The organism is Candidatus Pelagibacter sp. Uisw_136, from assembly GCF_047720275.1.
GTDB lineage: Bacteria > Pseudomonadota > Alphaproteobacteria > Pelagibacterales > Pelagibacteraceae > Pelagibacter.
This window is the reverse complement of the sequence record NZ_CP159812.1, coordinates 749,457-764,817: the sequence shown is the minus strand read 5'-3', so window position 1 is coordinate 764,817 and position 15,361 is coordinate 749,457. Positions and strand designations below refer to the sequence as shown.

16 protein-coding genes and 2 tRNA genes are annotated in these 15,361 nt (G+C 23.4%); 14 read left to right on the top strand and 4 right to left on the bottom strand.

What is annotated here, in order from left to right:
• Positions 1–3: 3 nt before the first annotated feature.
• Positions 4–942, bottom strand: coding sequence for a glycosyltransferase family 25 protein (locus tag ABXT53_RS04120; RefSeq protein WP_415289780.1), 939 nt, complete (start codon positions 940–942; stop codon positions 4–6).
• A 54-nt stretch (positions 943–996) separates the two neighbouring features.
• Here ABXT53_RS04120 and ABXT53_RS04115 point away from each other — a divergent pair, with 54 nt between their 5' ends.
• The 7 genes from ABXT53_RS04115 to ABXT53_RS04085 all read left to right on the top strand — a co-directional run bounded on the left by ABXT53_RS04115 (position 997) and on the right by ABXT53_RS04085 (position 6,482).
• Positions 997–2,217 carry a radical SAM protein gene (locus ABXT53_RS04115; protein WP_415289778.1) on the top strand — a complete coding sequence of 407 codons (1,221 nt, stop codon included), beginning with the start codon at positions 997–999 and terminating at the stop codon, positions 2,215–2,217.
• Positions 2,214–3,071 carry a dTDP-4-dehydrorhamnose reductase family protein gene (locus ABXT53_RS04110; RefSeq protein ID WP_415289776.1) on the top strand — a complete coding sequence of 286 codons (858 nt, stop codon included), beginning with the start codon at positions 2,214–2,216 and terminating at the stop codon, positions 3,069–3,071. Before ABXT53_RS04115 ends, ABXT53_RS04110 begins: the two co-directional genes overlap by 4 nt.
• A 65-nt stretch (positions 3,072–3,136) precedes the next feature.
• A tRNA-Leu gene (locus ABXT53_RS04105) sits at positions 3,137–3,221 on the top strand.
• A 43-nt stretch (positions 3,222–3,264) separates the two neighbouring features.
• Positions 3,265–3,711: a hypothetical protein gene (locus ABXT53_RS04100; RefSeq protein ID WP_415289775.1), complete on the top strand. Its 447-nt coding sequence runs from the start codon at positions 3,265–3,267 to the stop codon at positions 3,709–3,711.
• A 164-nt stretch (positions 3,712–3,875) separates the two neighbouring features.
• Positions 3,876–5,000 carry a hypothetical protein gene (locus ABXT53_RS04095; RefSeq protein WP_415289773.1) on the top strand — a complete coding sequence of 375 codons (1,125 nt, stop codon included), beginning with the start codon at positions 3,876–3,878 and terminating at the stop codon, positions 4,998–5,000.
• Position 5,001: 1 nt separating this feature from the next.
• The gene (locus ABXT53_RS04090) at positions 5,002–5,691 is read left to right on the top strand and encodes a glycosyltransferase family 2 protein (protein WP_415289771.1); all 690 of its coding nucleotides are present in this window, start codon (positions 5,002–5,004) and stop codon (positions 5,689–5,691) included.
• A 14-nt stretch (positions 5,692–5,705) separates the two neighbouring features.
• On the top strand, positions 5,706–6,482 hold the full coding sequence (locus ABXT53_RS04085) for an NAD kinase (protein WP_415289769.1): 777 nt from the start codon (positions 5,706–5,708) through the stop codon (positions 6,480–6,482).
• A 332-nt stretch (positions 6,483–6,814) separates the two neighbouring features.
• On the opposite strand, the gene ABXT53_RS04080 is transcribed toward ABXT53_RS04085, so the two are convergent.
• The 3 genes from ABXT53_RS04080 to ABXT53_RS04070 form a co-directional block, all read right to left on the bottom strand.
• Positions 6,815–7,798 (bottom strand): hypothetical protein, encoded by a 984-nt coding sequence (locus ABXT53_RS04080; RefSeq protein WP_415289768.1) that lies wholly within the window; start codon positions 7,796–7,798, stop codon positions 6,815–6,817.
• 275 nt (positions 7,799–8,073) lie between these two features.
• Positions 8,074–9,297: a DegT/DnrJ/EryC1/StrS family aminotransferase gene (locus tag ABXT53_RS04075; RefSeq protein ID WP_415289766.1), complete on the bottom strand. Its 1,224-nt coding sequence runs from the start codon at positions 9,295–9,297 to the stop codon at positions 8,074–8,076.
• A gap of 161 nt (positions 9,298–9,458) precedes the next feature.
• A tRNA-Thr gene (locus ABXT53_RS04070) sits at positions 9,459–9,534 on the bottom strand.
• Positions 9,535–9,862: 328 nt separating this feature from the next.
• On the opposite strand from ABXT53_RS04070, the gene ABXT53_RS04065 reads away from it, so the two are divergent.
• The 7 genes from ABXT53_RS04065 (at position 9,863) to ABXT53_RS04035 (ending at position 15,350) form a co-directional block, all read left to right on the top strand.
• Positions 9,863–10,639, top strand: coding sequence for a sugar phosphate nucleotidyltransferase (locus tag ABXT53_RS04065; protein ID WP_415289765.1), 777 nt, complete (start codon positions 9,863–9,865; stop codon positions 10,637–10,639).
• A complete protein-coding gene (gene rfbG, locus ABXT53_RS04060; RefSeq protein WP_415289763.1) occupies positions 10,632–11,426 on the top strand; it encodes a CDP-glucose 4,6-dehydratase in 795 nt (264 codons plus the stop codon). The genes ABXT53_RS04065 and rfbG overlap by 8 nt, the downstream gene beginning before the upstream one ends.
• Positions 11,387–11,674, top strand: a complete 288-nt coding sequence (locus ABXT53_RS04055; RefSeq protein WP_415289761.1) for a hypothetical protein — start codon at positions 11,387–11,389, stop codon at positions 11,672–11,674. The genes rfbG and ABXT53_RS04055 overlap by 40 nt, the downstream gene beginning before the upstream one ends.
• Positions 11,675–11,679: 5 nt before the next feature.
• Positions 11,680–12,864 carry a DegT/DnrJ/EryC1/StrS family aminotransferase gene (locus tag ABXT53_RS04050; protein ID WP_415289760.1) on the top strand — a complete coding sequence of 395 codons (1,185 nt, stop codon included), beginning with the start codon at positions 11,680–11,682 and terminating at the stop codon, positions 12,862–12,864.
• Positions 12,865–12,947: 83 nt separating this feature from the next.
• Entirely contained in the window at positions 12,948–13,484 is a 537-nt protein-coding gene (locus ABXT53_RS04045) for a thiamine pyrophosphate-binding protein (RefSeq protein WP_415289758.1), read from the top strand.
• The gene (locus tag ABXT53_RS04040) at positions 13,481–14,686 is read left to right on the top strand and encodes a thiamine pyrophosphate-dependent enzyme (RefSeq protein ID WP_415289757.1); all 1,206 of its coding nucleotides are present in this window, start codon (positions 13,481–13,483) and stop codon (positions 14,684–14,686) included. Before ABXT53_RS04045 ends, ABXT53_RS04040 begins: the two co-directional genes overlap by 4 nt.
• Entirely contained in the window at positions 14,679–15,350 is a 672-nt protein-coding gene (locus ABXT53_RS04035) for an HAD family hydrolase (protein ID WP_415289756.1), read from the top strand. Before ABXT53_RS04040 ends, ABXT53_RS04035 begins: the two co-directional genes overlap by 8 nt.
• The last annotated feature ends 11 nt before the right edge of the window (positions 15,351–15,361 follow it).

Sequence of the window (15,361 nt, the reverse complement as noted above, 5' to 3'; positions counted from 1 at the left end):
ATTTTATATTTCGTGGAATCTTATATCCTGTTTAACCTGTTCTTTTGCTAAATCTTTACAATAAAACTTTTGATTATGAAATAATTTTGTTTGTTCATAATATGTATTACTAAAAATATTTATAAATGCATAAAAGTTTTTTAGGAAAAAATGCTCAATGTAATAATCTAGGTTTTTATATTTTTTAAAAATAAAAGGAATAAAAAGAATATAATATAAGAAAATAGTGAACTTTAAAAAAGATCCTCTTATCATATTTTTTATTGTTAAAAATTTTGTTTTACCTAGTATTTCATATCTAGATTTTTTTAAGTAAGATATACCTCTATCATTTATTAAAGTCATGAAGGGAATTGTTATTAAAAATTTTATTTTATCTTTTGTCATATTGAAAGGCCAATCTGCAAAACCAATAACCCTACCCCCAGTAATTTTTAATATTTTTTTAGCTGTAAAATTATTTATTTGATAACAAGAATTATTAAATAAATGGGTTTTAGATTCATGTATATTTATATTTTTTAAAACTTTTTTTTTAGCTTTTTTTATTATAATTCCACTTGGATAAGCATAAAAACCCAAGATTTGATTATTATCAATTTCAATTTTATGTTTAATCCAGTCAAACATTTTTTTGGATGGGTATGCATCATCTTCTAAAATTATTGCCTGTTGAATATTATTTTTTACAATATAGGAGTAAATTTTTAAATGGCTTGCAGCTGCCCCAATCTCTTGTGGAGACATGTTTCTGCCAACATTATTTAATATTTTTTTAGAATTAGAAATTTTGTTTATTTTTTTTTTTTTATAATATTCTAACCCATTGATTCCTTCAATTACTTTGAACTTAATTTTCAATTTCCCTAATCTTTTTTGAAGCAAAGGAAATCTTGTGCTATTTTTAAGGCTTATTACAAAAACGCAAATATCTTGTTTCATTATTTTTTATTATGTATAAAACTAAAAAATGATTTCTCAAAGATATTTATCAATATGAGTAAAATTTTTAATCCATCTGATAAAATATTATGTCATCTAAATACAGTTGAGAAGCATCTTAAAAATCAAGCCTACGATCCAATTACAATTGAAATAGACCCTTCAAACACGTGTAATCACTCATGTCCCTTTTGTATTTCTGGTCATCTTCATTTAGAAAAATATAAAGGTACAGAATTTTTTAATAGAGAAATTCTCAATAAAAAAATATTTCAAGAACTTATTAAAGATCTTATTAAAACAGATATTAAAGCTATTAACTGGACTGGTGGTGGAGAACCAACCCAAAACCCTTTTTTAGGAGAGGCAATCAGATTTATTAAACAAAATTCAAATATTGAAATGGGTATGTTTACTAATGGATCTTTGATTGAGAGATTTGATTTATTTGAAACTTTTGTTAAATCTTTAAAATGGGTTAGAATTTCAATAGATGCTGGTGAAGCATCAACTTACGATAACTTAAGAAAAACGAATAGTAAAAATAATTTTTCTGTAGTAATGCAGAATATTAAAAAATTAATAAGCTTTAAAAAGAAATTTAATTCAGAAATTGTTATTGGAGTTGGTTTTGTTGTTACAGAAGATAATTATAAAGAAATAAATTCTTTTGCAAAATTATTTAAAGACATAAGTGTTGATTATTGCCAATTTAAACCTGAAATAATTCAAATCGAAAGAAATAATAATTCTACTACCAAAGAATCTGTTAATTCAAAGAACAATGGTAAAATGCAAATTTCTTCGGATTTTTGGTTAAATAAAGTAATTAGTTCGCTAGATGATGCAAAGTTAATATTAGGTAATAAATTTGAGTGCAATTCTTATAAACTTGATGATTTGATAGTAGATGTAAAAAATTATGGAAGAAACTATAAAGAATGCTTAGGTTCTCAATTTCAACCCTGTATAGGTGCCGATGGTAATGTTTATGTATGCACCAATCATAGAGGCCATAAAAAATACTCTTATGGTAGCATTTATGAAAAAAGCTTTTCTAAAATATGGAGTGACTTAGAGTCAAGAAATAGAATAATGAATATTATAAATAAAAAAGAAAAATTTTCAAATTGTACTCAATTATGTAAACCACATGAAAGTAATAAAATTTTGTGGTCAATTAAAAGTAATATGGATAAAAAAGATTATATTAATACTCTAAAAGAAAAAACTAAAAAGTTATCCAAAACACTTAAACACGTTAATTTCATTTGAAAAAAATAATTATTCTTGGTTCAGCTGGTAGACTTGGGTCTTATTTTGTTAAATATCTTAAAAAAGATAATTCAATTTTTCCTGTTAGTCGTGACAAAAGTAACCCATATAATGTTAATCTTTATGAAGAAATTGAGGTTAACAAATTAATTAAAAAGATTAATCCAGATATTATAATAAACTGTGCAGCTTCTACGAATGTAGATAAATGTATAAATGATTATGATTATGGATACAAAGGAAACGTACTAATTCCCTACAATATTGTCAAAGCACTAAAGTGTTATAATAAAAAAATCCATTTAATTCATTTTTCAACAGATCAAGTATATAATAAAAAAAATATCCATAAAAATTTAGAGAGTGAAGTTAATATTTCTAACCATTACTCCAAAACAAAATTTTATGGAGAAAAAGAAATAAAAAAAATTAAAAATTATACAATCATTAGAACTAATTTTTTTGGAAAGCTATCATCGTCTAAACATATGAGCTTTTCTGATTTTATAATTAATAATTTACAGATGAGAAAAAAAATTAATATGGCCTCTAATATTTATTACAATCCTATACATGTCACTTTTTTACTTAAATGTGTAAACTTATTAATTAAACAAAATATAAAAGGTACTTATAATATTGGATCACAAGAAATTGTTTCAAAATATGATTTTGCAAGAAAGTTAGCAAATTTTTATTCTTTGGATTCTAAATTAATATACAAATATAAAAGTGAATTTCGCCATCATAAAAGACCACTAAATACCTCAGTTAATACAAATAAGTTTAAAAATAAATTCTTAATGAAAGCTCCAGAATTAACAAAGATGCTTAAGATTGACAATTATTTTTAAAAAAATTGATTATTAATCTTGTTCAATTATAATTATTAGAATAGATAATCATAAAATTTATTAATGCCCTCGTGGTGAAATTGGTAGACACAACGGACTTAAAATCCGTGCCTTTTTGGAGTGCCAGTTCGAGTCTGGCCGAGGGCACCATAATAATTATAGAATAACTTTATATTTTTAGTAAAAATAAAAAATGACAAAAAAAAATAAAAAATTTAAAAGTTTCTTCGTCTTCACACTTTTATTTTTATTATTATCTGTTCATGTGAATTTTTTTAAAAGTATTTATCTCTTATCATTTAGAGGATACGATGAAAGAATGCTCAGAACGTATGGGTTTGGATGTGAAATTCCCAATGCATATCAATTCTTAAAAAGAAGGATTGACGAAGATACACGTGAAGAAAAAAGTTTTTATATACACAATTTATATACATCAGCAAGATATTGGTATCCGTCAATAAATAGCTTGTTTTTAAATCTTAAAATTGACGAAAGTAAGGAACACCTTATTCTTCTAAATTATCATGAAGAGTATCATGGTTTAGATTTAAAAAATTTTAATCTTGATGTTAATTTAAATGATTATCAGAAAAAGCCACTGGGAATTCCTGGATGTGCATATTTTATAAAAAAATGATTGAATATTTAAACATTACACTCCAACTATCAGTTTTTATTTTTTTCTCTTTTTTTCCTGTAAATAATTTTACTACAAGCTATTTTTTAACATCATTAAAAAATTTAAAATTGATTAATTACTTTATTATAAATAATTTATTATTAATTTTATTTTTATTAATCATGTCATTTACAAAAATAGAAATGATAATTACATTTTATTCTATTTTGATATTTTATATAATTCTATTCGTCTTATCTATAAAAAATCTTTTAAAATATTTAATCAAAGATAATTTATTAATAGTTATTATATTTTTATTGGTAAATTTTGCTCTTTTTTTTGATGTTGCTAGAGATCTCCACCTTGGTTGGGATGCACTTGAATTATGGAAAGTTAAAGCAAATAATTTTTATTTAGGAAGTAATTATTTCGATGTTAATGATGTTAAGTATCCACAATACCCACATCTTGGAACTTATATATGGGCTTTTTTTTGGAAAAGTTCACTTTTAGACATTGAATATTTTGGAAGACTCTATCAAACATATATATATGTGCTGTCTTTATTTGCTATATCTTTGAGTTTTAAATGTAACAACATTTTAAAAAATTTTTTTATAATAATTTTATTGATAATTCTAACTTACAACCCTTCATTAAGAGGATATCAGGATATATATATCTTTTCTTTAATAAGTTTTTTTGGTTACTTTATTTATCAAAAAATCAGATTTGATAAAAAAATTAATGATTTTATCATTTTAATACCAATCATTTTACCATGGATTAAAAATGAAGGTATTTTTTACACAATTTTTTTAATGTTTATTTATTGTATGCTTCAAAAAGATTTATTAAAAAGATTTGGATTTTCTTTTCTTGTGATATTTTTGATTCTAGTTCAATTTTATATGAACATATATTATTTTAATTTAAATAATATATTTCAATTTGATATAGATGCATCAAACATTACTAACGATCAGGGTTTTTTGTTTATAATTCAAAAAATTTATAAAATATTTTTCTATTCCGCTCATGCTTTTTTTAAAAATCCAATATTAATTATTGATTTATTAATAATTATAGCATGCTTTTATTTAACCAAATTTCATAAGGATAATCTGCCCTTTTTTACCTTTCTAGCTTTTAATATTGCATTTATTTTTGCGATATATTTATTAACTCCAGATGATATAAAGTGGCACTTACAAACAAGTATTGATAGATTACTGTTACATACTTCAGCTTTATATATTTATATGTTAGCTATATTAAAAGATAAAAAGTTTTTTAAAATTTAAAATGAAAATTAGCATAATAATTCCATGTTATAATGAAGTTAAAACTGTAGAAAAATTAATAGACAGAGTTTTTAACCAAACATCTCTTGATAAAGAAATAATCGTAATAGATGATGGTTCAACTGATGGTACCAGTCTAATATTAGATAAAATAAAAGATAAAATTGATATTCTTATAATTAATGAAAAAAACTTTGGTAAAGGCTACTCATTAAACAAAGGTATAGAGAAATCTAATGGAGATATAGTATTAATTCAAGACGCTGACTTAGAATATGACCCATCTGATTATGATAAATTAATTAAACCAATAATAAGTGGAGAAGCAGATGTTGTATATGGCTCTAGGTATACTGGATCACAAGAAAAAAGAGTTCTTTATTTTTGGCATACAATCGGAAACTCATTTTTAACCTTGCTATCAAACATGCTTACTAATTTCAATTTAACTGATATGGAAAACTGTTATAAAATTTTTAAATCTGAAATAATAAAAGGAATCAAAATTGAAGAAAATAGATTTGGGTTTGAACCTGAGATTACGGCTAAATTATCTAAATTAAAGAATTTAAGAATTTATGAAGTGGGTGTTAAATATTATGGAAGACAATATAATGAAGGAAAAAAAATAACTTGGAAGGATGGCTTTAGTGCAATTCGATGCATCTTTTTTTATAATATGTTTAGATAGTACACTAATAGCTTATGCTTAAATTTAAGATAATATCGGACCTAAATAAGAAATCACTTAAGATAAAATCTTTTATAGAAAAAAAAGATATCAATAAAAAATTTGGTAAAACTAATTTATTTATTGTAATTGGTGGTGATGGATTCATGCTTCAGACTTTAAAGAAATTTTATAAATTTAAAAAACCTTTTTATGGAATAAACTCAGGAAATTATGGTTTTTTGATGAATAAATTTTCTTATAAAAACTTTCTAACAGATTTAAAAACATCCAGTAATGTTAAAATTCACCCTTTACAAATGATTGTTACTAGTAAAAGCAATCAAATAAAAACATCTATAGCAATTAATGAAGTTTCTATTTTAAGACAAAGTAAACAAGCATCATCAATCTCAATCACTGCTAATAAGAAGAATGTTATTAAAAATCTCATTTCTGATGGTGTGCTAGTTTCAACACCAGCAGGAAGTACAGCATATAACCTATCTGTACATGGTCCAATTCTAAATTTAGATTCTAGAAAATTAGCCGTTACACCAATTAGTCCCTTTAGACCTAGGAGATGGAAGGGTACAATAGTTAGTGATAAGTCTAAAATTTTAATAAAAAATTTAGATATAGATAAAAGACCAATTAGTGCTGTCGCAGATAATTTCGAAGTTAGAAATGCAAAAATAATTAAAATTCAAGTTAACAAAAAAATAATCTTTGAGCTATTGTTTGATAAAAACAATAGTCTGTACAAGAAAATTAAGATTGAGCAATCTAGAAAAGAGACTTCAAATAAATAAGAAATACAAGTTGATGAGAAATTTAAGTATCATTATGATCAATATTTAAAGGTCATACAAATCATTTTAACAATTGTTTGATCATACCACAATTCTTACACAGAGAATATGTATTAAGGAAAAGATTGGTTTTTTAAAAGATTATAAGAATTGATACTATTTAGTGATTGTACCCACGTATGGTGTCGAACTGTGGACCTATTGATTACAAATTAATATGCAGAAACAATTTTCTTTAATTAATTATTGTTACTACCTACGTTTAGACTCACATCAAGTTGATCTACTAATCTGCACCTTACTATAACAAGGAATTAAAGTACTTATTTATATTATTTAAGAATTTTTTTAATTTTAATTGCCGTCTTTAAACAATTCATAAATGTTGGTGGTAAACAATTAATATTTTTTTCTGCCAGTAAACTTAAACAATATACACTAGGGTTATATTTTTTTAAAAAATTTTCTATAGAAATAATTTTTTTATTTTTAATAATTCTAAGGTTATGAAAATGAAAATTATCATCATTAGATCTAAAAGAGAATATCTTAAAAATCTTTAACTTTTTATAAAGAATATCTAATTTTTTAAAATTTTGCTTCTTATTAAATCTATATTTGAAAAATGTTTTATCATTTCTGATTTCTTTAAATGAATTATTGTCCCATTTTTGAATAAAATAAAGATTATCTAAATTAAATCTATATTTTAATATAAACTTTGGTAAAAAAAATTTAATTTTTCCTAAAAAAAATAATAATTCTAAAGATTTTAATGGATAATATTTTAAGTAATATTTAATGTTATAATTTTTATCGTAAATTTTACTTACAATACTATAAATACTATTCCTATCAGAATTTTGATTAATATTTTTTGAATAAATAAGATCAATTTGAGGGCTGTGATCATAATATCTAAAATCAATATCACTACATATTGTTTTTAAAAGATTTGTTGACCCAATTAAACCTGCACAAAGAATTATTTTTTTTCCATAAATTGATCTTTTATTATTTAATAATACTTTTGTCTTATTAATAGAAATTGCTTCATTAAAAAACATTTTACAATTTTTTTTAAAGTATAGTTTAAATTTTTTTTGAGATTTTTCTCTTTTAATAGTTTTGTCAGGATTATTATTATTTATATGAAAACCCATTTCTTTTTTTTTTGAAATATTTTCACCTTCACTAAGCTCTAGAAAGTTTGAAAAAAATTTATAATAAGTTTGAAAACTTCTTTTTTTCAGTGCTTCTTCACTATTACATTGTTCCCCCCAGAAATAACTTAGACCAGAAATTATACCTGGCATAGATTTTCCTAATATAGTTGAAGTATGTGAATATATATTGTTCCTAGAATTTAATTGATCCTTAAAAATTTTTGGATGACTGTGTATTATTTTTTTATATGGTGACCCTGTAATTAGTGCAATTTTTTTTTTTTATTAAGTTGAGAAATTCCATGAACACATGATAGCGCATTTATACCAGCACCAATAATGATATAATCAAAATTATAATTCATATATTCTAAAATATTCAATCTTGTTTGAATCTTTTGTTTTCATAAATTTATAAATGTTCATTAATATCTATTAATTAATTTAGCCAATTTATTTATATGTAGTTTTGTGATTTTATGATGAATAGGTAAAAAAATTAATTGTTTTTCAAATTTATTCAAATTCTTACAATCACTTTTGTATTTTTTAAATATATTCAAATTATTACAATTTCTATAAAAATATTTTGAACTATCAAAATTGTTTTGAAAAAGAAAATTTCTAAATTTTTTTTTATCATTTACTAAAATTGGAAAATTAATAAAACTATGTTCGGTAGATTTGCTAGGAGTTATAAGTTTTACATTTTTTGATTTTATAGATTTGAATAATCTTATAAAGTTATTTGCTCTTATTTTTCTATATTTTTTGATATTGATAAATTTTTTCTTTATATGGTAAATTTGAAATTTACTTAGTTTATGTTTTTCAAAATCATCTAATTTTTTTCTTAAATATGGATTAGGGTCATTTTTAGTAAATTTAATTATCCATTTTATATTATTAATTTCACCAAATTTAAATATATGAAAGGTTATTAAGCTAAAAATAATTTTATTAGTTAAAATTTTAATAAATATTGATTTGACTTCTAAATTGATAAGTTTAGCTAAATTAAAAACATTGAAGTTATTTTGCTCTTTATTAGCATATTTATATAAATTATTGTCATCAGTAATTATCGCTCCTCCAGTTAATGCTGGAATAAATTTAAATAAATTAAAACTTAAAAAACTATATTCTGAAAGATTAGTTATAGATTCTTTTTTATATTTTGAGCTCGCAGCTATTGCGCAATCTTGAATTATTTTTACATTATATTTCTTACAAATAGATTTTAATTTAAATAGATTTTCACTATTAAAAGAGTAATGTGTAATAATAATGGATGAAATTTTTTTATTTTTCCTAATTATTTTGACTATCCTGTCATAATCCATATCAAAACTGTCTTCTTTATGATCAACAAAAATTGGTTTGCACCCTGAGGTTATTACAATATTTACTAAATCAAATATAGTAAACGGAGACATAATCACTTCATTCTTTTTTTTATAAATTCTTAAATATTTTAGTATTAAATAAAGTGCAGTTCTACCTTTTGAGGTAAAAATTATTTTTTTGTTCTTTTTAATTTTTAAAGACTTCTTAAAGTTTTTATCTATCTCATCTTTATTGGCAAAAGATTCTAATAAATATGACTTTATTAAATCAGATCCATACAGAATTTGTCTAGGAAATATCATTAAATACTAATTTATATTATTGTTTTTATAAAATCATTAAAAAATAATCAAAATTCTTTGAACTAATAATTTGACATTTTAATGATTTGGGTTTTTTGTCCTGTCAAAAGCATTATATTTTTATAGTAAAAAATATTTGAAGAAATTAATATATTTTATGATGGTGCCCCCGCACGGAGTCGAACCGCGGACCTATTGATTACAAATCAATTGCTCTACCAGCTGAGCTACAAGGGCTAAGTTGTCTTATAGCGGGTTTTAAGTGAAAAGTAGGGAAATTTCAATTGTTTTGTTTTATAATTTAATTAAGTAGTATGTTGTTTATTAGTACAAGCTCTAAGTCATTAATAAGTCAACAAAACAGATCTTGATGATTGAGTAACATATTTTTTTACTATTCATTAAAATAATAAAACCTTACAAACACCTTACATAGATTTATTTTATTAATTTAGATTGTTGGCTTAAAAACTTACTTCCTGGAATCAAGTTTTAGTAATTTGAATAAACTCAATTACTTTCAAATTATTTATTTTTAATATATATAAGAATAAATAAATAAATCATGAAAGTTTTTATTCTCTGTGGTGGCCATGGAACAAGGTTAGATAATCTAGGTAAAATAATTGCAAAACCAATGGCTAGAATTGGTAAAGAACCTTTACTTATGCATATTATAGATAATTTTTATTTGCAGGGATTTGATGATTTTGTTATTTGCACAGGTCACAAATCTGAAAGTATTAATAATTTTTTTTTAAAAGAAAAAAAACATCTTGTAAAAGTTATCAAAAAATTAAAAAATTATACCCTTATAGAGATTAAGGATAAAAATAAAAATTTAAAATGTCATATTGTCTTTACTGGTTTAAATAGTGGCACGGGTGGTAGAATTAAAATTGCATATAATAAATTAAAACTCAAAGAAGACATAATAATGACTTATGGTGATGGTTTGTCAAATGTAAATATTCATAAATTAAAAAATTTTCATTATAAAAATAATGCTTTAGTTTCATTAACAGCGGTTCGACCAAAACAAAGATATGGTATTATTAAAATTAAAAAAGATAAAATAATTGCATTTGATGAGACCAAATCAATATACATGGAAAGTTATATTAATGGTGGTTTTTTTGTTTTATCTAAAAAAGTTTTAAAATTTATAAATAATTCTTTTACATATTGGGAAAATGAACCACTTACCAGGATTGTAAAAAAACAAAAAGTATTTGCCTTTAAACATAAAGGTTTTTGGCAAAGTATAGACACACTTAAAGATTTAGAGGAAATTAATCTTTTATTTAAAACAAATAAACATTTTTGGAAATTTAATGGATAGAAAATTTATTAAATATTTTAAAAATAAAAAAATTTTAATAACAGGTCACACAGGATTTAAAGGTGCTTGGCTTTGTATAATTTTAAAATACTTTAATGCTAAAGTTTATGGAATTTCACTTAAAGCTGAAAAGAATAGTTTATTTGAAAAAGCTAAATTAAATAAAATAATCGATGATCATTGTATTTTTGATATTCGAAAAAAAGAAAAGTTAAATAGAAAAATTTTACAACTTAAACCGGAGATAATTATTCATTTAGCTGCTCAGTCTTTAGTGTTAGAAGGTTATAATAAACCAGCTGAAACATTTGATGTCAACTTTAATGGAACATTAAACCTAGTTAATACTTTTATAAAATCTAAACCTACAAAAAAAATTTTAGTAATAACTACTGATAAAGTTTATAAAAATAATGGGAATTTAATACATAAAGAAAATGATATGTTGTGGGGAGCAGATCCATATAGTTCATCTAAAGTAGCTGTAGAGCAACTAATTTACAGTTATAATTTTGTGAATGTTAATAAAAAAAAACAATTTTTGGTAGCAAGAGCAGGGAATGTTTTAGGTGGTGGTGATATATGTAAAGATAGAATTATCCCAGATATTTTGAAATCAATAAAAACGAATCAAGAGATGCTGTTAAGGAATCCAAACAGTATTAGACCGTGGCAACATGTCCTTGATCCTTTATTTGGTTATCTTACCCTAATATATAAAAGCAAAAAAATTTCACATAATTATGCTTGGAATTTTGGCCTAAAAAAGAAAATTTTAAAAAAGTAATTGATATAATTAATAGGTTTAAATTAGAATATAAATTAAAGATAAAGATCAAAAAAAATATTAATAAAGAAACTAACGTGCTTAAGATAAATAGTGAGATGGCAAAAAAAATGTTAAATTGGTATCCTAAACTTAGTTTTCAGAAAACATTAGATTATATAATTGCTTATGAAAAATCATTAGAACAAAATAAAGAACCTTACAAAATTTGCTTGCAACAAATTGAAGAATACGTAAAAAGTAAATAAATTTTATGAAAATACCTTACGGAAAAAATGTCTATGGTAGAGAAGAAATAGCTGCTGTTAATAAAACATTACAGAAAAGTACTCAAATGGGAAAAGCTGTAAATGAATTTGAAAATAAGATAGCTAAATTTTTTTCAAAAAAACATGGTCTAATGGTTAACTCAGGGTCGTCAGCTTTAACACTTGCTATGAATGTTTTAGATATTAAAAAAGGTGACGAGGTAATTACCCCATGTTTAAATTTTGGAACTGCGGTATCATCTATAGTGTTAGCTCAAGCAACTCCTATTTTTGTAGATGTTGAGATTCAATCCCTCCAGATTGATGTTTCAAAAATTGAAAAAAAAATTACAAAAAAAACAAAAGCTATACTGGTACCAAATCTAATTGGAAATCTGCCAGATTGGAAAAAGATTTATAAAATATCAAAAAAATATAACTTAAAGATTATCGAAGATTCTGCTGATACTTTAGGGGCAACAATAAACAATAAACCAACTGGAATATTTAGTGATATTTCAATCACAAGCTTTTATGGCTCCCATGTAATTAGTTGTGCTGGTAATGGGGGTATGTTTTTAACTAATAATAAAAAGTATTTTAATAGAGCTAAAGTTTTAAGAAGCTGGGGAAGAATGTCTACATTATTATCTGATTCTGAAAATATTAAAAAAAGATTAGATATTAAGTTAAAGGGTGTTGAGTTTGATAAAAAATTTGTATTTTCTGAAGTAGGTTATAATTTTGAACCATCGGAAGTTGGTGCATCTTTTGGACTTATTCAATTAAAAAAATTTCCTAAATTTTCAAACAAAAGAAACTTAAATTTTAATATTCATAAAAATTTTTTTTCAAAATATAGTGATTACTTTATTACTCCAAAAGTAGATAAAAATGTCAAAACTAATTTTTTGGCTTACCCGGTAATAATTAAAAAAAACAATAAATTTGATAGAAAAAAAATGCAAGTTTTTTTAGAAAAAAATAATATTCAAACTAGGCCAATATTTACTGGAAATATTTTAAGACACCCTGCTTTTCAAAATTTAGCTTCAAAGAGAAATAGATTAAAAGATTTTATTAACTCAGATTATATTATGAAATATGGCTTGTTATTAGGCTGTCATCAGGGTCTAAATAAAAAACACTTAAATTTTATTCATCAAAAAGTGTTAAACTTAATTAAATAAAAATCATTTATATTATTAATATTTTTATTTTAAGTTTTAATTTATATTAATGTACAATATAAAGTTTAAATCTAATATATTTTATGAATGTTTCAGAATACTTAGCTAAACAATTAATTAAGTCTAAGATAGATACAGTTTTTTCAGTAACAGGTGGTGGTTCAATGTTTCTTGTTAATGCTTTAGGTAAAGATAAAAAATTAAAAAACTTTTATTTACACCATGAACAGTCTTGCACTATGGCAGCAGATGTCTATGGAAGAATAAAAAAAAAACCCGCAATTGTTTGTGTTACAACAGGACCTGGAGGAATAAATGCAATTAATGGAGTGTTTGGTGCTTATACAGACTCAGTTCCGATGATAATTCTATCTGGTCAAGTTAAAACAGCAACTTCTATGGTTATTCAAAAAAAAAGAAATTTAAGACAGCTTGGTGATCAAGAGAATGATATAATCTACATGGTTAAAAAAATTACAAAAAAAACACTATTAGTTAAAAGTCAAAATGATTTATTAAAAAACTTTGATAAGTTAATAACTCTTTCTTCAAGTGGTAGGCCAGGACCTATATGGATTGATATTCCAATAGACATTCAAGGTGAAGAATTGAATAGATGAGTTTTATTAAATTAAAAAAAATTATCGAAAACTCTAAAAGACCAGTAGTTTTAGCTGGTAGTGGTGTAGCTATTTCAGGAACAGAAAAAGAATTATTTAAGTTCATTAAAAAAAATTCAATCCCAATAGTAACCGCTTGGGCTCACGATATTTACCCTAATAATGATAAAGATTATTATGGAAGACAAGGTGCCATTGGAAATAGAGTGGGAAATTTTGTAGTTCAATATGCAGATTTGGTTTTAGTATTAGGATCGCGATTAAATGTAAGGCAAACTAGTTATAATTGGAAAGAATTTGCTAAAAATGCAATTATTATATCTGTAGATATTGACTTACTTGAGCTTAATAAAAACTTAATCCATATTGATTATAAAATTCATATGGACCTGAAGGTCTTTTTTAAAAAATTCAGTCAAGTTAATTTAAACCTTAAAGATAAGAATAATAACTTAAAATGGTTAAAATGGATAAAATGGTGTGAATACATTAGAAAAAATTTCACACCTAAAATTGAGGACTATAAAATACAACAAAATAAAATTAACATATATCATTTTATAATTAATCTTTTTAAATCATTAAAAAATAAAGAAATAATTGTAGCTGCTGATGGAGCTGCAACAGTTGTTCCTAATCAGGTAGGATATTTAAATAAGGGTATTAAATACATTGCTAATTCAGGATCTGCGTCTATGGGTTTTGAGCTTCCAGCAGCTATTGGTGCATCTATAGCAGATAGAAAAAATAAAATTATATGTTTAGCTGGTGATGGAAGTATTATGATGAATTTACAAGAATTAGAAACTATTAAATCATTAAATCTTAATGTTATAATATTTCTAATAAACAATGACGGTTATCTTTCAATCAAACAAACACAAAAAAATTTTTTTGGAAATGAGCATGGATCCTCTCCTAAGTCTGGATTAACTTTTCCAAATTTTATTAAAGTTGCAAAATCATTTGGTATAAAATCCTATAATTTGAAATTAAGAAACTGGAATAAAACAATGAATAAGATCCTAATGCTAAAGGGCCCTTTATTTGTCAATGTTGATGTAGATACAAAACAAGAATTTGAACCAAAACTTAAATCAAAAAAAGTAAATAATAAAATTATCACACCATCATTAGAAAATATGTATCCTTTTTTAAGTGAGGAAACTAATCGAAAGATCTTAAAAAAACTTAATGAATAATAAACAAAGATTAATCAAAGCATTTCTTTTTGATTTAGATGGCACGCTCATTGATAGTGATAAGGATATACAAAAAATAATAAATTATATTCGTATAAATTTTTTAAATAAAAAAAAAATTAATATAAACAAAATTGCCAATTATGTTTCTAAAGGTGGTGACACTTTAATTAAAAAAACATTAAGCGAAAATAAACCAAAATTTTATTTAAATATGTTTAGAAAAATTTATCTCGAACAAAAAATTAATAAAAACCTAATTCTACCAGGTGTAATTAATTTTTTGAAATTTTTAAAAACTAATAACATTAAAATTTATATATGCACAAACAAACCAAGAGATTTAACTTCTAAATTTATCAAGAATACCCGCTTAAATGAATTTGTTGATGAATATTTTTGCCCCGATGAGCATAAAGTTAAAAAACCAAATAATAAATTTTTTCTTAAAATCTTGAAAAAAATTAAGATTAACAAAGAACAGATCATATATATTGGAGATAGTATGATTGATTTAAAATTTTGTGAGAATAGTTTTTTAGAATTTTTTTTATTTAGAAATAAAAGAATTAAATATCCTAAAAAAATCTACTTAAAATTATTAAAATTAAATAAAGTTTTGTTTGATTATAGAAATATGTATAAATTGAAAAAAATCATTTAATGGGTCGGTAG

Bases quoted from the DNA above. Each gene is read 5' to 3' on its own strand.
- ABXT53_RS04120 (WP_415289780.1), bottom strand. From the start codon at position 942: ATGAAACAAGATATTTGCGTTTTTGTAATAAGCCTTAAAAATAGCACA.
- ABXT53_RS04115 (WP_415289778.1), top strand. From the start codon at position 997: ATGAGTAAAATTTTTAATCCATCTGATAAAATATTATGTCATCTAAAT.
- ABXT53_RS04100 (WP_415289775.1), top strand. From the start codon at position 3,265: ATGACAAAAAAAAATAAAAAATTTAAAAGTTTCTTCGTCTTCACACTT.
- ABXT53_RS04095 (WP_415289773.1), top strand. From the start codon at position 3,876: ATGTCATTTACAAAAATAGAAATGATAATTACATTTTATTCTATTTTG.
- ABXT53_RS04090 (WP_415289771.1), top strand. From the start codon at position 5,002: ATGAAAATTAGCATAATAATTCCATGTTATAATGAAGTTAAAACTGTA.
- ABXT53_RS04085 (WP_415289769.1), top strand. From the start codon at position 5,706: ATGCTTAAATTTAAGATAATATCGGACCTAAATAAGAAATCACTTAAG.
- ABXT53_RS04080 (WP_415289768.1), bottom strand. From the start codon at position 7,798: ATGCCAGGTATAATTTCTGGTCTAAGTTATTTCTGGGGGGAACAATGT.
- ABXT53_RS04075 (WP_415289766.1), bottom strand. From the start codon at position 9,297: ATGATATTTCCTAGACAAATTCTGTATGGATCTGATTTAATAAAGTCA.
- ABXT53_RS04065 (WP_415289765.1), top strand. From the start codon at position 9,863: ATGAAAGTTTTTATTCTCTGTGGTGGCCATGGAACAAGGTTAGATAAT.
- rfbG (WP_415289763.1), top strand. From the start codon at position 10,632: ATGGATAGAAAATTTATTAAATATTTTAAAAATAAAAAAATTTTAATA.
- ABXT53_RS04050 (WP_415289760.1), top strand. From the start codon at position 11,680: ATGAAAATACCTTACGGAAAAAATGTCTATGGTAGAGAAGAAATAGCT.
- ABXT53_RS04045 (WP_415289758.1), top strand. From the start codon at position 12,948: ATGAATGTTTCAGAATACTTAGCTAAACAATTAATTAAGTCTAAGATA.
- ABXT53_RS04040 (WP_415289757.1), top strand. From the start codon at position 13,481: ATGAGTTTTATTAAATTAAAAAAAATTATCGAAAACTCTAAAAGACCA.
- ABXT53_RS04035 (WP_415289756.1), top strand. From the start codon at position 14,679: ATGAATAATAAACAAAGATTAATCAAAGCATTTCTTTTTGATTTAGAT.